18 protein-coding genes are annotated in these 20241 nt (G+C 74.0%); 8 read left to right on the top strand and 10 right to left on the bottom strand.

Annotated features, from left to right (window positions below; genetic code table 11):
* The first annotated feature begins 460 nt into the window (after positions 1-460).
* Positions 461-2386 (top strand): AfsR/SARP family transcriptional regulator, encoded by a 1926-nt coding sequence (locus OHA30_RS13795; protein WP_328914130.1) that lies wholly within the window; start codon positions 461-463, stop codon positions 2384-2386.
* 311 nt (positions 2387-2697) lie between these two features.
* On the opposite strand, the gene OHA30_RS13790 is transcribed toward OHA30_RS13795, so the two are convergent.
* The 7 genes from OHA30_RS13790 to OHA30_RS13760 are packed head-to-tail and all read right to left on the bottom strand — an operon-like array spanning position 2698 to position 10983.
* On the bottom strand, positions 2698-3351 hold the full coding sequence (locus OHA30_RS13790; protein WP_405785589.1) for a GAF domain-containing protein: 654 nt from the start codon (positions 3349-3351) through the stop codon (positions 2698-2700).
* The gene (locus OHA30_RS13785) at positions 3348-4202 is read right to left on the bottom strand and encodes a S8 family peptidase (RefSeq protein ID WP_328914129.1); all 855 of its coding nucleotides are present in this window, start codon (positions 4200-4202) and stop codon (positions 3348-3350) included. Before OHA30_RS13785 ends, OHA30_RS13790 begins: the two co-directional genes overlap by 4 nt.
* A 4-nt stretch (positions 4203-4206) precedes the next feature.
* Positions 4207-7380, bottom strand: a complete 3174-nt coding sequence (locus OHA30_RS13780; RefSeq protein ID WP_328914128.1) for an adenylate/guanylate cyclase domain-containing protein — start codon at positions 7378-7380, stop codon at positions 4207-4209.
* A 13-nt stretch (positions 7381-7393) separates the two neighbouring features.
* A complete protein-coding gene (locus OHA30_RS13775) occupies positions 7394-7747 on the bottom strand; it encodes an aroma-sacti cluster domain-containing protein (RefSeq protein WP_328914127.1) in 354 nt (117 codons plus the stop codon).
* Complete coding sequence (locus OHA30_RS13770; RefSeq protein ID WP_405786107.1) at positions 7737-8384, bottom strand: iron-containing redox enzyme family protein; 648 nt, start codon at positions 8382-8384, stop codon at positions 7737-7739. Before OHA30_RS13770 ends, OHA30_RS13775 begins: the two co-directional genes overlap by 11 nt.
* Before the next feature lie 41 nt (positions 8385-8425).
* The gene (locus tag OHA30_RS13765) at positions 8426-9877 is read right to left on the bottom strand and encodes a radical SAM protein (RefSeq protein WP_328914125.1); all 1452 of its coding nucleotides are present in this window, start codon (positions 9875-9877) and stop codon (positions 8426-8428) included.
* Positions 9865-10983: a radical SAM/SPASM domain-containing protein gene (locus OHA30_RS13760; protein WP_328914124.1), complete on the bottom strand. Its 1119-nt coding sequence runs from the start codon at positions 10981-10983 to the stop codon at positions 9865-9867. The genes OHA30_RS13765 and OHA30_RS13760 overlap by 13 nt, the downstream gene beginning before the upstream one ends.
* A gap of 233 nt (positions 10984-11216) precedes the next feature.
* On the opposite strand from OHA30_RS13760, the gene OHA30_RS13755 reads away from it, so the two are divergent.
* The 4 genes from OHA30_RS13755 (at position 11217) to OHA30_RS13740 (ending at position 14374) form a co-directional block, all read left to right on the top strand.
* Positions 11217-11582 (top strand): hypothetical protein, encoded by a 366-nt coding sequence (locus OHA30_RS13755; RefSeq protein ID WP_328914123.1) that lies wholly within the window; start codon positions 11217-11219, stop codon positions 11580-11582.
* On the top strand, positions 11579-11986 hold the full coding sequence (locus OHA30_RS13750) for a hypothetical protein (RefSeq protein ID WP_328914122.1): 408 nt from the start codon (positions 11579-11581) through the stop codon (positions 11984-11986). The genes OHA30_RS13755 and OHA30_RS13750 overlap by 4 nt, the downstream gene beginning before the upstream one ends.
* A complete protein-coding gene (locus OHA30_RS13745) occupies positions 11983-12357 on the top strand; it encodes a hypothetical protein (protein ID WP_328914121.1) in 375 nt (124 codons plus the stop codon). Before OHA30_RS13750 ends, OHA30_RS13745 begins: the two co-directional genes overlap by 4 nt.
* A 73-nt stretch (positions 12358-12430) precedes the next feature.
* A complete protein-coding gene (locus OHA30_RS13740) occupies positions 12431-14374 on the top strand; it encodes an ABC transporter ATP-binding protein (RefSeq protein ID WP_328914120.1) in 1944 nt (647 codons plus the stop codon).
* Between the two features lie 43 nt (positions 14375-14417).
* Here OHA30_RS13740 and OHA30_RS13735 read toward each other — a convergent pair whose 3' ends face one another.
* Complete coding sequence (locus OHA30_RS13735) at positions 14418-15137, bottom strand: MgtC/SapB family protein (RefSeq protein ID WP_328914119.1); 720 nt, start codon at positions 15135-15137, stop codon at positions 14418-14420.
* A gap of 261 nt (positions 15138-15398) precedes the next feature.
* On the opposite strand from OHA30_RS13735, the gene OHA30_RS13730 reads away from it, so the two are divergent.
* The 3 genes from OHA30_RS13730 (at position 15399) to OHA30_RS13720 (ending at position 18180) form a co-directional block, all read left to right on the top strand.
* Positions 15399-16754, top strand: coding sequence for an MFS transporter (locus tag OHA30_RS13730; protein ID WP_328914118.1), 1356 nt, complete (start codon positions 15399-15401; stop codon positions 16752-16754).
* An 88-nt stretch (positions 16755-16842) separates the two neighbouring features.
* The gene (locus OHA30_RS13725) at positions 16843-17529 is read left to right on the top strand and encodes a TetR/AcrR family transcriptional regulator (RefSeq protein ID WP_328914117.1); all 687 of its coding nucleotides are present in this window, start codon (positions 16843-16845) and stop codon (positions 17527-17529) included.
* 165 nt (positions 17530-17694) lie between these two features.
* Positions 17695-18180: an SPW repeat protein gene (locus tag OHA30_RS13720; protein WP_328914116.1), complete on the top strand. Its 486-nt coding sequence runs from the start codon at positions 17695-17697 to the stop codon at positions 18178-18180.
* 109 nt (positions 18181-18289) lie between these two features.
* Here OHA30_RS13720 and OHA30_RS13715 read toward each other — a convergent pair whose 3' ends face one another.
* Both OHA30_RS13715 and OHA30_RS13710 read right to left on the bottom strand, forming a co-directional pair.
* Positions 18290-18946, bottom strand: coding sequence for a response regulator transcription factor (locus OHA30_RS13715; RefSeq protein WP_328914115.1), 657 nt, complete (start codon positions 18944-18946; stop codon positions 18290-18292).
* On the bottom strand, positions 18943-20085 hold the full coding sequence (locus tag OHA30_RS13710) for a sensor histidine kinase (protein WP_328917856.1): 1143 nt from the start codon (positions 20083-20085) through the stop codon (positions 18943-18945). Before OHA30_RS13710 ends, OHA30_RS13715 begins: the two co-directional genes overlap by 4 nt.
* Positions 20086-20241 lie beyond the last annotated feature (156 nt).

The following is a 20241-nucleotide window of genomic DNA, read 5'->3' as shown; positions in this document are numbered from 1 at the left end:
CGCCGCCGTCGGCCGTGGCGGGCCGGGCCGCGCCCACCCCCGGGCACGGCGCCGCCCGGCGAGGAGTGAGGGATTTCCGCCGCCCGGCTTTGCCGCCCATTGACGTCCGTGTCACCGTGTCCAATGTGACTCAAGGGGTCATTGCGGCGCGTGCGGTGAATTTTCCGGGAGGAAGTGCCGCGTCGGCCGGTCGGCCCGCGTTAGGCATTTCTTAAATTCCGGTTGTACTGCCCCCGTTGGGGGGTGGAGGCCCTGTGGACCCCGGCTGCGGGCGGTGCCAACATGCGCTTGGGGAATACACCGTACGTACCGACCGCACCGCGGTACGTATCGGCCGCACCCGAGCACCGTCCGCGCGTCAGCGCGCCCGTACCGCCGTACGTCGGCAACGCCGTACGTCCGCACCACCCGTACATGCCTGCACCTGAACCTGGACAGTCGACCGAACTCAGGAGGGTCAGTGGGTGAAGGGGTCGTCGAGGAACTCTCCTTACCGAGGGCGCCCGTGCGCTTCCGGATACTGGGAGCGCTGGAGGCCCACACGGGGACGCATCCACTGCACCTCGGTCCCCTGAAGCAACGGGTCGTGCTGGGGCTGCTGCTCTGCCGGGCCAACCGGATCGTGTCCGTGGACGCCTTCTGCGAGGCGCTGTGGTCGGGCGCGCCGCCCCGGACCGCGCACAAGAACCTCCAGGTGTACGTCTCCGCGCTGCGCAAGGCGTTACGCGGGGACGAGGAACGCGGGTGTCCCGGGGACGGGCACCAGCAGGTGCTCGTCCGCAGACCACCCGGGTATGTGATCCACGTCCAGGCCGAACAGCTGGACCTGCTGCGCTTCGAGGAGCTGGCGCGCGGCGGACGGCTGGCCATGCGCAGCGGCGACAGCACCCAGGCAGCGCATCTGCTGGGTACGGCGGTCGGCATGTGGCGCGGCCCCGCGCTGTCGGACCTGGCGTCGGTCCCCGCGCTCGCCAGCGAGGCGGAGCAGCTGGAGGACCGCTATCTGACCGTCTACGAGGACTGGTGCCAGGCCGAGTTGGCGCTCGGCCACCACGCCCAGCACGTGGACGACATCGACGAGCTGGCCCGCCGCCACCCCTACCGCGAGCGGCTGCGGCACGCCCAGATGCTCGCGCTCTACCAGTCCGGCCGGCAGGCGGAGGCGCTCGCGCAGTTCGACGCGATGCGGCAGGGCCTGGTCCGCAACCTCGGAATGCAGCCGAGCCCCGTACTCGGGCGGCTGTACGAGGCGATGCTGCGCGGCGACCCCAGCCTTGAGCCGTCACCGGCGGAGCGCCCCAAGCCCGTCGTCATCCGCACCGACCGCACCCAACTGCCCCAGGATCTGGCCGACTTCACCGGCCGCGACATACACGTCCGAGAGCTGACGGCCGCCGTCGACGCGTCCGCGCCGCACCGCGCCACGGTGGTCACCGGGCTGGCCGGGGTCGGCAAGACGGCGCTCGCGGTGCACTGCGCCCACCAGTGGGGACGGCGTTTCCCGGACGGGCGGGTGCTGGTCCGGCTGCGCAACGGCCAGAACCGGCCGCGCCCCGCGGTCGACGTGCTCGCCGAACTCCTGCGCGGGGTAGGGGCGTCCGGGCCGCTGCCGCGCGCGCTGGACGAGCGCGCCGCGCTCTACCGCACGCTGCTCGCCGACCGGCGGATGCTCGTCGTGCTGGACGGCGCGCTGGACGAGGCCCAGGTCAGACCGATGCTGCCGGGCGCGGGCGAGAGCCGGGTGGTGGTGACCAGCCGGCGCCGGCTGGTCGGCCTCGAAGCGGTCGAGCATGTCGACCTCCAGCCGATGGACGAGACCGAGGGCCTGGCCCTGCTCGGCCGGCTGATCGGCCAGCGCCGGGTGGCCGAGGAACCGGTCACCGCCCGCGATCTCGTGGCCGTGTGCGGGCTGTTACCGCTGCCGATCCGGATCGTCGGCGCGAATCTCGCCGCGCTGCGCCATCTCACCCTCGCCCGCTACGCCCGACGGCTGGCCGACGAACGGCAGTTGCTCGACGAACTCGTCGCGGGCGATCTACGGGTACGGCCGCGGCTGGACAGCGCGTACCAGGACCTGCCCGCCGCCGACCGGGCCACCCTGCGCCGGGTCGCCCTGCTCACGGACGCCGAGTTCGGGCTGCACGAGGCCGCGGCGGCGCTCGGCTGCGGGCTGCCGCAGGCGGAGAAGGCCGTGGAGCGGCTGATCGCCTCCCATCTGGTGGTCTTCCACGCGTGGGGGAGCGACGAGGGAGACGCGTGCTACCGGCTGCCGTTCCCGGTCCGGGTGTACGCCCGGGAGCGGGCACGGGAGGAAGGCGAGTGGGAGCGGGAGCGGGAACCGTCGGGGGAACTCACCCCGGCGCGGGCCCGGACCGCCACCCGCTGACCCCGGCCTCCGCCGCCGGGGTCCCGCCCGCGCGGCGCGGGGCCGGAAGGGCGGGCCCGGCCCCACCGCGGCGGCCAGGGCCCGCCCGTCACGTCCCGGGCGCGGACCCGTGCCGTCGGCCCGTGCCGGGGCGCGGACCCGTACCGCCGGACCCGTACCGCCGGACCCGTACCGCCGGACCCGTACCACCGGGCCCGTGCCGTCGGCCCGTGCCGGGGCGCGGACCCGTACCGCCGGGCCCGCATCACCTGACCCGTACCGCCCGCCGGGCCCGTCCCCCGTACCCGGGCCCGCTCGCGGTCAGGGCGCGGTCAGGGCGCCGTCGGGCTCAGGACGTCGCGCAGGGAGTCGATCAGCCGGAAGCCGGACTCCCTGCGGTCGCCGTCCAGCCGCTGCAACGTCTGCACCAGGCCGACCAGTTCGCTGAAGTCCTCGCCCGCGCCGACCAGCGCGCCGCGTACCGCCCGGGTCCGCGAGACGATCCGCAGCGCCACCCCGGCCTGGTTGGCGAACAGCCCCAGCAGCTCCAACTCGGCCAGCCCGGACCGCGCCTGCGGGCTCGCGTCCAGCACTTCGAGCACGCCGAGCACCTGGTCGTCGTAGCTCAGCGGCACCGCCATCAGCGAACGCGGCACGTACCGGGTGGACTCGGCGATGTCCCGGGCGAAGGAGGCGCTGGCCGACAGGTCGTCGACCACCATCGCCTCGCCGCTGCTCGCCACCCACCCCGCGATCCCCCGGTCGCGCGGGAAGCGCTGCCCGACCAGCCACTCCTCACCCTGCCCGGCGACCGCCTCGAAGACCAGCTCGCCGCTCTCCTCGTCCAGCAGGAAGATGGAGCTGGCCTGCGCCCCGAAGATCGCGCGCGCGGCGTCGACCACGGACTGGAGCAGCCTGCGGCTCTCCGCGCCGGAATCCGCCATCGCCGCCGACACCGCCGCCAGCAGCTCGTTGCTGTGGGTCATGACTCTCCTCGGACGTTCGCTGCGGTCAGATAAAGGATGTTCTTGAGCTGGAAGGCGGTGACCCGCGGATGCTTGGCGAGGATCAGCGCGCACAGGCCGGAGATCCGCGGGGTCGCGAAGCTGTTGCCGGTGTTACGGGTCCGCGCGCCGCCCAGCCACGCGACCTCGACGTTCTGTCCCTGCGCGAAGAACTCCACCGGCGGGGACGGGTTGTAGAGCACCAGATCCGGGTCGTCCACGTCGTGGCTGCCGACCGAGATCACCGAGGAGAACCGCCAGGGGAAGCTCTCCACCCGCATGTTGTGCGCCGACGCGACGATCACGCTGCGCCGGAAGAACGCGTCGTCGGCGACCTCCCGCAGCGGCGCGGTGAACTTGGGCCGGGAGGTGGACAGGCTCAGATTGATCACGTCGAAGCCCTGCTCCACCGCCCACCGCAGCCCCGCCACGAAGACGTCCCCGGTGCCGCCGAAACTCTCGCCGAGCACCCGCACACTGTGGATCTCGCACTCGGGCGCGAGCGAGCGGATGATGCCCGCGCACGCCGAGCCGTGCCCGCAGACGTCGACGGGCGCGGTCTCGGTCACCCGGATCGAGCCGTTCACTGGGGCGACCACCCAGGAGCCGTCCACCGGGCCGATCATCGGATGCTCCGCCTCGACCCCGCTGTCCACGACGCAGACCCGCACCCCCCGGCCGGTCGATCCGCCCCAGGCCCACTCGGGCGTGACCTCCCCGCCCCACGCGGCGGGGACCTCCGCGGTGCCGCGCTCCTGGGTGAGCAGGCTCCAGGTCAGCGAGGTGCCCGTACGCGCCTGGGCGGTACGAGCGGCGTCGGCTGTACCGGTCACGGTGTCACTCCAACCCGTCGAGGAAGGCGTCGGCCCAACCGCGGCCGACCTGATGGTCCTTGCGCAGGAACTCCGCGCGGGCGGCCCGCGCCGCCGCCGCGGCCTCCCCGCCCCGGCCGAGCGAGGCCAGCACCCGGGCCCGGTCGAGCCGGGCGGTGCCGAGCCCGGCCGGACAGTCGGTGCGCGCGGCGGCGGCCACCGCGCGGTCGGCCAGCCGCAACCCCTGCTCGCCGTCGCCGCGTTCGGCCAGGATCCTGGCCCGTACGCCGTCGGTCTCGGCCGCGTCCACCGGCGAGGACGGCTCCGCGGTGACGGCCTCGATCTCCCGGGCGGCCTCGTCGTAGCGGCCGCGCATCAGCAGCACCCGGGTGAGGTTGCGGGCCGCGGTGGCGGTCAGCGCGCTGTCGCCGAGCCGCTGGGCGGCCGTACGGGACTCCCGCAGCCGGGTCTCCGCGTCGCCGAGCCGGCCGGCCAGCAGGTCCACGGACGCGGTGAACAGCGCGGTGAACGCCTGCGCGTGGCCCAGGCCCAGATCGCGCATGATCGGCTCGGCGACGGCCAGTCCGGCCCGCGCGGGCTCGAACTCCCCGCGCAGCGCGTGCAGTACGGCCAGCGGGTAGTGGACCGCCGCCCGTACCGCCCGCCGGTCGGCGTGCGCGTCCAGCAGCGCCCGGCAGCGGACGACCGCCTCGGCGGCCGGGGTCGGGCCGAGCCACAGCGCGATGGCCAGCGCGCCCAGGGCGTTGGCGGTCTCGGTGCCCGCGCCCGCCGAGTCCGCGTGCGCCAGGGCCTGTTCGAGGTGCGTACGGCTGGCCGCGAACCGGCCCTGCACCTGCTCGTGCTGGCCCAGCCGCAATGTCACCCGGGCCAGGCCCAGATGGTCGCCGTACGCCTCGAAGACCGGCGCGGTCCCGGTGGCCGCCCGTACCGAGGCCGCGAAGTCGCCCGCCGGGTCGGTGCAGGCCAGATGGAGCCGGGCGTGCGCGGCGATCCGGCGCTCACCCGCGGCCGTCGCGTCCGTGTGGACGGTGGCGATCAGCGTACGGCCCTCCTCCGCGCGGCCGAGCCCGCACAGCACCTCGCCGAGCCGCTGGGCGGCGGGCAGGCCCTCCGGGCTGCCCCGGCCGTGCAGATGGACCGCCCGCTCCAGCAGATCGGCGGCCCGGATCAGGTCGCAGCGGTCGGCCGCGGTGAGGCCCGCGGCGCCCAGATGCCGGGCGGCGGCCTGCCGCAGCGGCTCCAACGCCGTGTCGTGGGGCCCGAGTTCGGTACGCAGCCGGTGGGCCCGCTCCAGATGGGCGCCGACCGTCTCGTCGTCGGCGCCGCGGGCCAGCAGATGGTCGGCGAGCCGTTCGTGCCGCTCGGCCCTGGTCCGCTTGGCCATCCCGCCGTACGCCACCTCGCGGATCAGCGCGCTCGCGAAGCGGTACGGGGTGCCCCGGCGGCGGGCCGCGGTGCGCGACGGCTCGACCAGGCGGCGGCGGACCAGCGCGTGCACGGCGGGCTCGACCTCCGCGGCCCGCGCGGGGTGGGCGCTCGCGCCGAGCACGGCCCCCACCTCGTCCAGGGTGAAGTCCCGCCCGGCGACCGCCGCGACGTCCAGGGTGGCCCGCTGGCCCGGCTCCAGCGCCTCGATCCGGGCGGCGAGCAGCGCGTGCATCGTCGGCGGAAGCGTGTCCGGCGGGCAGACACCGTCCGCCGTCCCGGATTCGCCGTCCCCCGGCCCGGACTCGCCCACCATGGCGAGCAGTTGCTCCAGATACAGCGGATTGCCCTCGGCCCGGTCCAGCAGCGCGTCGGCCCCCTCCGAGGCGTGCGCGACCACCTCCCGCCGTGCCCCGCCGGTCAAGTGGCCCGCGAGCAGCCGTACTTCGTCCGGCGTCAGCGGCGGTACGACGGTGGCGCTCGCGTTGAGCACCCCGCCGCCCCAGCCGGGCCGCCGGTCGAGCATTTCGGGCCGCGCGGTGCACAGCACGACCACCGGGGTGTCCCGCACCTCCGCGACGATGTGGTCCACCACGTCGTACAGCACCGGGGACGCCCAGTGGCAGTCGTCGAGCACCAGCGCGAGCGGGCGGTCCCGGCCGGCCGCCTCCAGCAGCCAGGTCACCGCCCAGCAGGTGTCCTCCAGCGACGGGCTCGGCGCGCCGTCCAACAGCAGCCCGCCGCGCAGCACCGCCAATGCCTCGGCCGCGTCCGGGTGTCCGGGCCCGTCGGCCCGGCCCACGGCGTCCGCCAGCGGCCGTACCGCGTCCGCGAGGGCCAGCAGCGAACCGCCCTCCCCGTACGGGCGGCAGCGGCCGGAGCCCACCAGCATGCCCTCGGCCGACGCCTGCGCCAGCCAGTGCCTGGCCAGCCGGGTCTTGCCGATGCCCGCGTCGCCGAAGAGGGTCAGCAGCTGGACCTGCCGTCCGCGTACCGCCCGCTCGGCGATCAGCCGCACCTCGCGCAGCTCGTCCGCGCGGCCGACGAACGGCGAGTCGAAGCGGCGCAGCACGGCCGGGTCGTCGCCGCGCAGGTCGAGCAGCCGGCGCCCGGTCACCGTGTCGGCCTTGCCCTTGAGCCGCAGCGGGCCGACCACCTCGGTCACCACCAGGCGGTGCACGGCCCGGTAGGTCTGCGGGCCGATCAGGATCTCGCCGGGACGCGCGTTCTGCTCCAGCCGGGCGGCGACATTGACCACCTCGCCGGAGACCAGCACCTGGCGGGCGAAGGGGTCGCCGGTCGCCACGACCTCACCGGTGTTGATGCCGATACGGACGTTGAGGCGGACGCCGTGGTCGCGCTCCAGCTCCTCGTTGAGCCGGTCGAGCGCGGTGAGCATCTCCAGCGCGGCCCGGACCGCGCGCTGGGCGTCGTCCTCGTGCAGCACGGGCACGCCGAAGACGGCCATCACCGCGTCGCCGATGAACTTCTCGACGGTGCCGCCGTGCCGCTCAAGGCGTTCGCGCATCACCGCGAAGTACCGCAGGGTGACCGCCCGCAGGGCCTCCGCGTCCAGCCGCCCGGACAGCTCGGTGGAGCCGGTCAGGTCGCAGAAGACGACGGTGACCAGCTTGCGGGCCTCGGGCGCGTCCGACGCCGGGTCGTGCGCGGTCTCGGCGCCGCAGTACGGGCAGAAGCGGGCCTGCTCCGGGACGGCGGCGGAGCAGTGCGGGCAGCGTGCGGTGTCGCTCATCGCAACCTCCCGGTCAGAAGAACAGGCCGCCGATGAGGCCCGCTTCGTGCGCCAGCACCTCCGGCTCGGAGTCGTCCAGCCGCCGCTTGATCTCCAGCAGCACGTCGGTCTCGGCGGGCGTGAGGGCCGCGAGAACGGCACGCTGCTCCGGGGGCATGCCGGCGACGGGGAAGCCCGCGTCGGCGAGGGCGTCCAGCGGGTGGACCCGGTCCGGGGTGTCCGGGTCGTGCGGGTCCCAGGCCGGTTCCGGGTCCCGCTGGTCCCGGGCCGGATTCGGGTCGTGCGGGTCCCGCTGGTCCCGGGCCGGTGCCGGGTCCCGCTGTTCGCGCGGGTCCCGCGGATCGTTCGGTGCGCTGTCATACGGCATGGGCGTCCACCCCCATCGGCCGGCGGTCCGCCAGCCAAGCGAAGAGCCGCGTCGCGGCCGAAACGGTGTGCAGCGCGCTGAGGGCCACCAGCGCCTCGTGGTCGGGCGCCAGCGGCAGGGCGTCCAGCACCTCGTCCAGCCGCGCGCGGTGCGCCGGGTCCTCGGCGACGTGCGCGCGCAGCGTACGGAAGCCCTCCGGGGGCAGACCGGTACGCGCGGCCAGCCGGTCCGGCAGCTCCGGCGGTCCCGGCTGCTCCTCCAGCACGGCGATGTAGCCGAGCAGGCCCACCGGGTGGTGGTGGAGCAGCCAGTAGTACTGCGCGCCGACCAACTCCGCGACGACGGGCGGCGGTACGCGCCGGACCGGCTCGGCCGGGTCCCGGCCGATCGCCGCCAGGTCGGCCAGCAGCCAGGCGTCGTGGTCGCGTTCCTCGACGCAGTGCTCACGCAGGTAGGCGGCGAGCGGTCCGGCCACGGGGTCCTGCCCCGCCAGTTCGTCGCAGCGGGCGGCGGCCGCGGTCATCAGCGGGACGCTCGCGCGGACCACGGCATGCATCAGGCACAGGTACTCGGCGTACCGCTCGGCCGGGCGGTCGCCGCGCCACACCCGGCGGGTGGCCCCCAGCAGCGCCGGCATCGCCACGCCGGTCTTGCCCCGCAGGGCCGCCGCCCGCCCGGTCACGACGCGCTCCCCGCGCCTGGCCGTGACCGGGACGGGCCCGCCGTACCGGCGGTCAGCAGGGCCAGGGCGCGCAGGGCGGGCCCGGCCGGGGGGCGGGCGGCCATCCGCCAGCACAGCGCGCACAGGTCCGTGCGCGGATGGTCTGCGAGGTCGCGGTACGCGGGCAGGGCGGTCAGCGCGGCCGCGCCGGGGCCGCCGAGGACGGTGAGGTACGGGTCGGCCGCGAGCCGGGCGAGCACGTCGGGCTCGCGGCTGTCGCGGCGCAGCCCCGCAGGCCCGCCGCCGGCCGCCACGACCTCGTTGCAGCAGACCGCGATCCGCCCGTCGTACCGCACAACCGGCGCCCCGGCCACCCCACACCGCCCCACCCCGAGCCCGCCCTCGGAAGGCGAACCACCCGTCGCCGCCGCCGAGTCGGCCCCGACGGGCCGGGAGTTCTCCGCCTCGGGCAGCGAGTCTGTTGCCGTAAACCGGGAGTCGGTCGCGGCGCCCCGCGAGTTCGCCGCCGCGGGCGATGAGCCGGTTACGGCGCCGGGTGAGTCGGCCCCGGACGGCGAGGCCCCCGTCGTTGAGGGTGAGCCGGTCGCGGCGGCTCGTGGGGGCGCCTGGGTCGCGGGGCGCGGGTTGGATTCTTCGGGTTGCGAATCCGCTTTCGTGGAAGCCGTGTTGCCCGCCGTGAGTGGCGAGTCGTCCCCGCCGGGCCGGGAGTTCTCCTCTGCCGACGGCAGAGTCGCGTTCGGTGACCACGGGTTGGTCGCTGTCGGCCGCGAGGCCGTCGTCCCGGGCCGGGAGTTCGGCGCGAGCCGAGACCCGGTCGCGGGCCGGGAGGCCGTCGGCGCGGGGTCGGGGGTGGCGGCGCGGCCGTAGGGGAGCAGGGGGACGGGTTTGATCTCCGCGTAGGAGGGCCAGTTCGGGCCGAGGGCCTCGTGGAGCAACCGGCGGGCCGCGTCCGGCTGTCCGCCGTCCGCGAGGACCTGGCAGCCGATCCAGACGCCTTCCTCCGCCGCCGTCCGCGCCGCGTTCACGAACGCGGCCGAGGGCAGCCGGGCGGCGTGGAAGCTGTCCGTGCTGAGCACCAGACACGCGCTGAGCCGCAGCACCTCCCGTATCCACGCCGGAACCCGCCCGGACGCGGCCCAGTTCCCGCTGGTGTACGGCACAAGGTGCTTGCCCGCGTCGGTGAGCCGCCGCGCGGCCAGCGTCAGACCTCGGCGCTCGACGAAGGGCTCCCCGCCGGACACGCCCACCACGGACAGCGGTTCCTCCGCGCACAGCAGGTCGAGCACCTGCTCGAACCGTTCCCAGTCGGTGATCCGCGGCCCCAGCGGCCGCGCGTCGACCGAGCAGTGCGCGCAGCCGACCGGGCAGCGGTCGGTGAGGTAGAGCAGCGCCGCGCGGCCGCGCTCCTCACGCGCGGCCGCCACCTCGTCCAGCGTCAGCCGGCGCACGGCGCCGCCCCCGGGTCGGCGGCGGCGCCGAGCAGAACGAGGTCGGCGTGACGGGCCGACCCGTACCGCCGGGCGAACCCGGCCGCCCCCGCGCGTGCCTGCAACTGCCGTACCGGGCCCTCCAGTACGGCCGCCAGCGCGTCGGTCCGCGGCTCCGTACCGCGCAGTTCGCGGCAGCGGGCGCAGGACCCGGCGCCGAGGGTGCGAATCGCCCGCAGCGCGGGGGAGCCGAGCGTACGGGAGCGGATCTCCGACCAGTCGTCGCGCCCGACGTGCCCGAGCAGGAGGTGCGGGGGCACCGGCCGCAGATCGAGCACGTCCTGGTTGCAGCACGCGGTGACCGTGCCGTCCGGTCCGACGACGGGCCACGCGGCCATCGCGCAGGGCCCGGCGTCGGAGGCCGGAGCGGGCAGGTCCGGCGTTCGCCCCCGTGCGGCGAACAGCAGCGTACGGGCCCGGCCCACCGGGGCCAGCCGCCCGACCAGCATGGGAACCCGGTCGCCGAACTCGCGCCGCACCGCGGCCGCCGTCTCGTCCGGGTAGGGGTCGTCGCCGTCCGAGGCCAGCAGATGGAGGCTGACGTCCTTGCCCCGGTCCAGCAGCTCCCGCAGCGCGCGGAAGACCGCCTCCCTGGGCACCTCGGCCTCGTGGAAGCGGTCCAGGCTGGCCGACACATGGTCGACCGCGTCGAGCGCGGCGGCGACGGGGGCCGGTACGCGGGCGGCCCGGGCGTAGAACATGCCGGTGAGCAGAAAAGTGGCGGTGCCGGACTCCCGGCAGAGGTCGGCCAGTTCACGGACCAGGCGGGGCCGCAGCAGCGGTTCGCCCCCGGTGAGCAGGGCGACGGCGGGCGGCACAGGCGGCACGGGCGCGTTGTCGGAAGCCCGGGCACCCGCCGGAGCACATACGCCGACGGCGTCGCGCCCGGCCGCCCGGGACCCGAACCCCGCCGCGAAGCGGACCAGTTCACCCGCCGGAAGGTCCGTACCCGCCCCCGTGGAGTCCGTCGAGCAGTGCGCGCAGCGCAAGGTGCAGCGCCCTGTCAGCGACAGGACGACGCCCGCCGCCGGAACCGGCCGCAGCGCCAGGTACTCCGCCAGATGCATGCCGCGAGCATGGCCGACCGTACTTTCACGTCGGCTTGCCGCCGGTTCATTTCCGGTAAGCCGCAGCCCGCCAACCCATCCTGGCGTGCGCACTGTTCGTCCGTATACCTGTGCGATACCGCTCCTGAACCGGCGACTCCTAGCTTCGTTCACCAGCAGCCCCCGGTCGCTCCGGCGCCGGGTGGCGGGAAGTCCAGCAGACGCAAGTCCAACGGAAGTCCGGGAGGACGCACATGAACGAGGACCTGAGTCCCGAGGCCGTACGCGACGCCAGTGAGCAGCTCATCCGGGTCGTGACGAGCCCCGAGTACCTCGCGCTCGCCGCCGAGATCAACGCCCTGCCCGTGGACGACCGCTTCGAGGCCACCGCGGCGCGGCTGACCCCGGAGGCCCTGCGTGAGCGCGGCCTGGAGATCCCCGAGGCGCTGCGCATCAGCCCGCGCTGGTTCGAGCCGCCGACGGCCGGCGCGCTGTCCGCCGAGGACGTGCTCGCCCACTCCAACACGACGACCACCGCGCCGATCTCCACCGCCCCCACCCTGTGCGTGTCGGTCGGGGAGATCGTCTGCGTCTCCTACGGCTCCTCTCCGGCCGCGTGACCGCCGGGCCCCTGACGCTGGTCGACGCGGAGGACGAAGGCGATCTGCTGGCCAGCGGGGTGCACCCCGAGCTGTCCCGGTGGATGGCCGAGGGGCTGGCCGCGATCGGGCGGTACACCGCGTCCGAGCCGTTCCAGCGGATGTTCTACGGCGAGATGGCGGCGATGTCCTTCGAGGAGAAGTCGCACTTCGTCCGTAGCGTCCTGCTCAACTCGGAGGAACTGGCCCGCCGGGGCCTGACGCCGCCGGAGGGCATCCGTATCCAGCGCTCGGAGTTCGGCGACCAACGGCCGACAGTTTTCTGCGTCAGCCAGGCCCTGCCCGAAGGCGCGCAGTGGAAACGCATCACCATCACGTTCGACCACGGCAACAGCTTTCCGGTGGAGGAGGGCGGTATCGGATGACGGCGGACACGGCGGCCGGGACGGTGTCGATCGACGACGTCGATCTGGAGACCAAGCGGGCCTGGATGCTCGACGCGCTCATGGACATCTACACCTATGCGCGCACCCCGGGATTCCAGGCGGTCCTGGCGGAGATGAACGAACTCCCCACGCTGGAGGCGAAGACCCTGTTCGTGCGGACGGTGCTGCTCAACCCCGAGGCGCTGGCCGCACGCGGGATCGCCCCGCCGGAGGGCGTGGTGATCCAGCGGTCCCGGTTCGCCGACGACCGTCCGACCGTGTTCTGCGTGGTCAAGTACCTGCCGGACACCACCCGCAAGATGACCCTCACGTTCGATCAGGGCCAGATGCTCTGGCCCACCGAGTACTGACCTCGACCCCGGGGGCGGCGGAGCAGCCTGCTCCGCCGCCCTCTGGGCATGCGGGAAAGGACGGCACACCCCCATGGCCGTACACCCCTCGACAACCGCGCGCGGCGCGCAGCCCTCGTACGAGCCGGGGGTGCGCGGTCTGCTGCGCTTCGCGGCCGAGCGCAGGGCCGCGCTGTTCGGCGCGTTCCTTCTGGTACTGGTCGCCGACGCCGCGACCCTGGCCCAACCCCTGGTCACCGGGCGGCTGTTGGACGCGGTCGTGGGCGGGCGGCAGATCCGCTGGATCATTCTGCTGCTCGTGGCGATCTTCGTGGTCGGCGCGGTGCTGACCGGGGTCGGCGGCTATGTGCTCAGCCGGACCGGTGAGGCGGTCGTCCGCGATCTGCGCATCCGGCTCGGCGCGCATCTGCTCTATCTGCGGATCGCCGAGCACGACCAGCGGCGTTCGGGCGATCTGCTCTCCCGGGCCAGCGGCGACACCATGCTGCTGCGGTCCATCGTCACGTCGGGCCCGGTCGCCGCGATCACCGGGGCCATCACGCTGGTCGCCTCGCTGGTGCTGATGGGCATGGTGGACGTGACGCTGCTCGGCGTCACCGCGGCCACCATGGCGGTCAGTTTCGGCGTGGTCTTCACCATCCTGCCGCGGGTCAAGCCGGCCGCGATGCAGACGCAGGCGAGTATCGGCCGGCTGATCGCCGTCCTGGACCGCGCGCTGCGGGCGATCCGCACGGTCAAGGCGAGCCGTGCCGAGGACCGCGAACTGCGCGAGATCGAGGAGCAGGCCCAGAGCGCGTACGCGGGCGGGCTGAAACTCTCCCTGATCCAGTCGCAGATCACCCCCGCGATCACCCTCGGCGTCCACGGTTCCTTCCTGGTCGTCCTCGGTCTGGGCGGCGGGCAGGTGGCCACCGGGCATCTGACGATCTCCCAACTGATCACCTTCCTGCTGTACTTGACGACGCTGGCGGTGCCGCTGGTGAGCGTCGGGCAGCTGATGTCGGACCTCCAGCGCGGTCTGGTCTCCTTCAACCGGGTCAACGAGATCCTCAACCTCCCGCTGGAGCAGGAGATCGGCGCGCCCGCGCGTGAACCGGAGACCGTGGCGCACACCGCGGGCCACGGCGGCGCCGCCGAAATCGTCTTCGAGGGCGTCGAGTTCGGCTATCTGGAGCGCCGGATACTCAACGGCGTCAGCCTCCGGATCGCGCCCGGCAGCCACACCGCGATCGTCGGTCCCTCGGGCGCGGGCAAGTCCACCGTGCTGGCCCTGGTCGAGCGCTTCTACGAGGCGGACGCCGGCCGGGTGCTGGTCGACGGGCTCGATGTGACCGAGGTCCCGCTCAACGGACTGCGCCGGATGATCGCCTACGTCGAGCAGGAGACACCCGTGCTGGCCGGCACGGTCGGCGCGAACATCCGCTACGCCTGCCCGGACGCCGACGACGCCGAGGTGGCCGCCGTGGTGGCCAGGGTCGGGCTGACCGGCCTGGTCGAACGGCTCCCGGACGGACTGGACACCGACGTCGGCGACGCCGGCGTGCTGATGTCGGGCGGTGAGCGTCAGCGGATCGCCATCGCCCGCGCGCTGCTCGGCGCCCCCCGTGTCCTGCTGCTCGACGAGGCCACCTCGCAGCTCGACGCGCTCAACGAACTGGCGATGCGCGACACCGTACGCAGTGTCGCGGGCCCGCAGTGCACGGTCGTCACGGTCGCGCACCGGCTGTCCACGGTGGTCGAGGCCGATCAGATCATCGTGCTGTCCGGCGGCCGGATCGCGGGCAGCGGCACCCACCATGAACTGCTCGCCGACAACGAGGTCTACCGGGAGCTGGTCCAGGGCCAGTTGCTCTCCGACACGGCGCCGCCGGACGGTACGGGCGTACCGGACGACCTGGACTCCCTGGAAGCCTTCGACGCCGATGAGCCCGAAGTGCTCGCGGCGGGCGCGGACGCGCTCGAACAGTGGCGCCGGGCCCAGCGCGGCAACCCGGGGATGCGCTGGCTCGACCTCTGACGGGGGCCTCTCCGGTCACCCGGCCCCGCCGGCCGCCGCGCTGTCACTCGATCGTGTTGTCCTGGGTGGTACTGACCCGGTGCACACCGTCGATCTCGGACAGCGCGGTGGCCAACTCGACCACCGGGCGCGGGCCCTGCACGGTGAGATGGACGGTGACCGTGCCGCGCTGCTCGGGCGCGTGCTCGTGCTCCGCGGACAGGTCGATCACGTTGAAGCCCATGGCGGTGCAGGAACTCAGCGCGGTACGCAGCACCCCGCGCCCGTCGTCGTAGTCGATCCGCAGCCAGGCCGGGGCGCGGGTCGAGCCCGGGATACGCGCGGCCAGCGGCGCGAAGCCCAGCACGATCAGGAAGTGCCCGGCGGTCACCACCAGCGCGAGCACCGGCAGCCCGGCCCCGGCCGCCATCCCGACCGCCGCGGTGATCCACACCACGGCCGCCGTGGTCAGCCCGCGCACCACGTCCTGCCGGACGAAGATCAGCCCGCCGCCGATGAAGCCGATGCCGGAGACGATCTGCGCGGCCACCCGCGACGGGTCGAGCACGGTGTGGCCGCCGAGCACGTCGGAGAAGCCGTACTTCGACACCAGCATGATCAGCGCGGCCCCGACGCCCACCAGGGTGTGCGTCCGCAGCCCGGCGCTCTTCTGCCGCACCTCGCGTTCCATCCCGATGGCGGCCGACAGCACGAACGCCAGCCCCAATTCCCCGACCTGAGCCCACCCCTGGCCGGTCGCCTCACCCCACGTCGCCAATTCCATCCCAGCCACTGTAGTCACGCCGTCACTCCCGACTTCCCCCCTTCGTACCGAATAGGGGGGTGAATCCGTCCGGTAGACAGTGCGGTCTGGTGGGGTCGCGCTGGACGTGCCGAGGCGGTTGCTCTCCACCGGCTCCAGCTGGGTGTCCGTGCTCACACTTGACGTGGATAGACAGGTCTGTCTATGGTCGGCGAGTGCAATAGACAGCTCGGTCTACTGCTGGGCCACCGGGTGGCCTTCGCGCGACCAGGGAGCAGGACCATGACCAGCACCACGGCGTTGCAGCGGAAGACGGCCGTCACGGCGGGGGCGCCGGGCGGGGAGCGGTCGGCACCGCCCGGAGCCGGGCGGCGACGAGGGCTCGGGGGACGGGGGCTCGGGCGGCAGGGGTCCGGGCGGCAGGGGTCCGGGCGTCGGGGGCTCGGCGCGACCGCCTCGCTCGTCCTGCTCGCGTCGATCATCGTCTCGCTGCTGGCCGCCTCCAGCGCCCCGACGCCGCTCTACGCGGTGTACCAGCAGAAGTGGGGCTTCTCGCCCATCACCACGACCGTGGTCTTCGGCGTCTACGCGCTCGCCGTCCTGGCCGCGCTGCTGACCTTCGGCAAGATCTCGGACCACGTCGGCCGCCGCCCGGTGCTCTTCACGGCGCTGGCCGGGCAGATCGCGGCCATGGTCGTCTTCGCCACGGCGGGAAGCGTCTCGGCGCTGATGGTCGCCCGGGTCGTCCAGGGGGTCTCCACCGGCGCCGCGATCGGCGCGATCGGCGCGGGAATGCTCGACATCGACCGGGTCAAGGGCGCCCTGGCCAACTCCTTCGCCCCCGCGACCGGCACCGCCACCGGCGCGCTGGCCTCCGGACTCGTCGTGCGGTTCCTGCCCGCCCCGACCCACCTGATCTATCTGGCGCTGCTCGGCGTCTTCGCGCTCCAGGCGGTCGGCCTGGTCCTGCTGCCCGAGACGGCGACCCGCAAGCCGGGCGCGCTGGCCAGCATGACCCCGGAGATCAAGCTGCCCCGCTCGGCCCGCGCCTCGGTGGCCGTCGCGGCTCCCGTGCTGTTCGCCGTGTGGGCGCTCGCCGGGTTCTACGGTTCGCTCGGCCCGGCCCTCACCGCCCGGCTGACCCACTCCCACTCGGTGGTGTACGGCGGGCTGGGCCTGTTCGTCCTGGCCGGGTCCGCGGCCCTGTCGGTCCTGCTGCTGCGCGCGGTGCCGGCCCGTACGGTCATGGTCCTCGGCGTCGTCACCCTCATCGTGGGCGTGGCCGTCACCCTGCTCGCGATCGGCTCGGGGGAGGGCGGCACCGGCGCGGAGATCGGCTTCTTCGCCGGCAGCGCGGTGGCCGGATTCGGCTTCGGCGCCGGCTTCCAGGGCGGGATACGGCTGGTGATCCCGCAGGTCAGGGCGCATGAGCGGTCCGGGGTGCTGTCGCTGCTGTACGTCGTGTCGTACCTGGGCATGGGCGTGCCCGCGGTGATCGGCGGGGTGCTGGTGGTGGACGGCGGCGGGCTGCTGGACACCGCGCGGGAGTACGGCGCCGCGGTGATCGTGCTCGCGGGCGCCGCGCTGGCCGGGCTGCTGTTCGGGGGCCGCGCGCCCCGGGCCGTGACAGAGGCGTGAGCGGCCGCGGTCCGGGCCGCTGGATGGACCCGGCGCCGGGCCGAACGGTAGAATAGACAGACCTGTCTGGGACGAGAGGGTGAGGGTGATGGCGACCGGTACCGCGGCCAAGCCGAGCGCGCGTGAGCGCCTGCTCGCGTCCGCCAACGAGCTGTTCTACCGCGAGGGCGTCCACACCGTCGGCATCGATCGCATCATCGAGCACGCCGGGGTCGCCAAGGCCTCGCTGTACAACACCTTCGGCAACAAAGAGGGCCTGGTCAGCGCCTATCTGGCGTCCCGCCACGAGCGCACCCGGGACCGTATCACCCGGGCCCTGACCCGCTTCCGCACCCCGCGCGAGCGCCTGCTGGGCATCTTCGACGCCCAGGGCGAGATCTTCACCGCGCCGGAGTTCAACGGCTGCGCGTTCGTCGCCGCGAGCGCCGAGTCGCCGCGCGGCGGGGTCGTCGAGCACGCGGCGGACGACTACCGGGCGTGGATCCGTACGCTCCTCACCGACCTCTCCGCCGAGGCGGGCGTCGCCGATCCGGAGGGGCTGGCCCGGCAGTTGCACCTGCTCTACGACGGCTCGCTGCTCTCCGCCCGGATGGACCGCGACCCGTCCGCCGCCAGTACGGCCCGCGAGGCCGCCGCCGCGCTGCTGGACGCGGCGCCGCGGGCGGCCGAGCAGAGTGTTCGGGCCGCTCAGGTCGCTGAGGCCGTCGGGGAGTCCGGGGTGGCCGTCGCGCAGGGTCCTGAGCCCGGGGCCGGGCGGGTCGCGGCCGGCGCCTGACCCCCTTTACCGCCGAGATCATCCCAAAACGTCACCCGCTCGGGTGGCAGCCTGGCAGTCAGGAGTTTTACGCTGAGTAAGGATGCGGCAGCTTCGGAATGGAGAACCGAAGGACATCCTGCTGTAGAAGCGACTGCAACTGCACTTGCGAGGGAGGTGGCTTACATGGCCACCGATGCATCAAATTCTCCGAGGACACCCAACACCCAGACGACGAAGACGACGCAGACGGCTCAGATGGACAGCCACCCGGACATCGTGGCCATGCGCGACCGGTACGCGGCCATCTCCGCGAAGCCGGTGGCGGGACTGGTCGAGGGGCTGTGCCTGCTGACCGGTCTGTACCTGGCGATCTCGCCGTGGGTGGTGGGCTTCCAGTCACTCGCCCCGCTGCGGATGAGCAATCTGATCACCGGAATCGCGCTGGCGGTCCTGGCCATGGGCTTCGGCTCCGTGCTGGAGCGGACCCACGGGCTGGGCTGGGTCGCCATCGGGATCGGTGTGTGGACGATCATCGCGCCGTGGGTGATCGCGGGGCACTTCGACACGCACAAGACGATCACGAACAACGCGATCGTTGGAGGTGTGGCGTGCCTGCTTGGGCTGGCCACCATGGGGATGGGCCTGATGAGGCGGCGTACCGCCCGCTGATCCCCACTCGGCGCACCCCCACACGGACGGCTCCCCCAGGGAGCCGTCCGCTCCTTTGCCGGGGCGGCCCGATGGGGGCCCGTACGGCAGGGCGCGCAGCAGGCCCCCGTCAGACCAGGCCGTGCCGACCCGCGTAGCGCGTGGCGGCGGCGCGGTCGCGCGAGCCGGTCTTGGCGAAGATCCGGTTGATGTGCGTCTTGACCGTGTTGCCGCTGAGGAAGAGCTCCGCGGCGATCTCCGCGTTCGTCATCCCCCGCGCGATGAGCGTGAGGATCTCCGCCTCGCGCCGGGTGAGCCCGTCCGGCGGCTCGGCGGCCGCCGGCGCGGGCGCCGGGAGCGTCGCGGCCAGCAGCGTCGCCTGCACCTGCGGGTCGAGCACGGTCAGCCCCGCGACGGCCCCGCGCAGCGTCTGCGCGATGTGCCGGCGGTCGGCGTCCTTCGTGAGGTAGCTGCGTGCCCCCGCCCGCAGCGTGTCCAGCACCGAACGGTCGTCCGCGTACGTCGTCAGGACGACGATCGCGACCTCGGGGTGGTCGGCGGTGAGCCGCCGCGTCGCCTCGATCCCGTCCATCACCGGCATGTGCAGATCGAGCAGGATCGCGTCCGGGCGGTGCTCGGCCACCTGATCGAGCGCCTGCTGCCCGTCCGCGGCCGAGCCGACCACGTCGATGTCCGGCATCAGGTCGAGCATGAGGACCAGGCCCTCCCGTACGGTCGCCTGGTCGTCGGCCACCACGACCCGCAACGGCCGTTCCGGCGCGCTCACTTCGGCACCCGCGCGGTGACGACCCAGCGCCCGTCCCGTACCCCCGCCGCGAGAGTGCCGCCGAGCAGCAGCAGCCGCTCGCGCATCCCGGTCAGGCCGTAACCGCCGTCCACTGTGGCGAAGCCGCCCGCCCCGGCCCCGGCGGTGCCCGGCGGGTTGGAGACGGTCAGCGTCACGCCGTCGTCCGCGTAGCGCAGGGTGAGGGTCACGGGCCGGTGCGGCGCGTGCTTGGCGGAGTTGGTCAGCGACTCCTGGGCCGTACGCACCAGGGCCAGCGTCTGTTCCGGGGGCAGCGGTACGGCCGCGCCCTCGACGGTCAGCGTCACCGGCGAGCCGTGACGCTGTTCGTGCGTGGCCGTCATCCGGGCCAACTCCTCGTCCAGCGGCGGGGTGTCCGTACGCAGCGCGTGCACCGCCCGGCGGGTCTCGGTCAGCCCGTCCGACGCGATGCGCTGCGCCACGGACAGTACGCCCACCGCCCGCTCGACGTCCGGCCCCTCCCCGCCGTCGGTCAGCAGCGCGCGGGCGGCCTGGATCTGGATGCCCAGCGCGCCCAGCGAGTGGGCGAGCACGTCGTGGATCTCGCGGGCGATCCGGGTGCGTTCGTCGAGCACGGCGACCTGCCGCTGCTGCTCGCGCAACTGCTCGACCTGCGCGAGCATCGCCGCGGCCTGCTCGGCCTGTGCGCGGTAGGAGCGGCGGTTGCGGCCCGCCAGCATGATCACGGCGAGCAGCAGGGGGAAGCCGAACGCGGTGGCCCGGTCCACGCCGCCGAGCACGGCGCTCACCACCATGACCGGCAGAGCGGCACCGAACAGCGCCCAGGCGGCGGGCAGCGGGGTCCGGTTTCCCGCGTACATCGCCGCCATCAACGTGAGCGCGATCATGCTGCCCGTGTCCGGCAGCATCGCCACGGCGCCGGAGGCGACCATCACCCCGCCGAGCGCGTACGGCAGCCACCGCGAGTACGGCCCCGCGCCCCGCCGCAGATCCAGCACCGCCCAGAGCGCCATCAGCAGCCCGCTCAGCGCGTACCCGGCGACGGTCACGGGCAGCGCGACCGGGCCGCCCGGCGCCACGGTGAGGACCTGGACGCCGACCAGCGCGAAGACCCCCGCCCTGATCAGCCAGGACACCATGCGCGGCACGACAGCACGATAACCGCCGGACGCGGGGCCGGACCGTGATGGGCGCTGCCCTGCGGGCAACGGGGGCCGGCGCCGCCGGTTCGCGCCGTCTGTCGTCCCGCCGTCGCGGCGGACGGGGACGGCTCGCGCTGTGGCGGGCGTGGCTGC

The organism is Streptomyces sp. NBC_00223, from assembly GCF_036199905.1.
Lineage (GTDB): Bacteria > Actinomycetota > Actinomycetes > Streptomycetales > Streptomycetaceae > Actinacidiphila.
The sequence above is the reverse complement of the archived record's forward strand: the minus strand, read 5'-3'. Positions and strand labels throughout refer to the sequence as shown.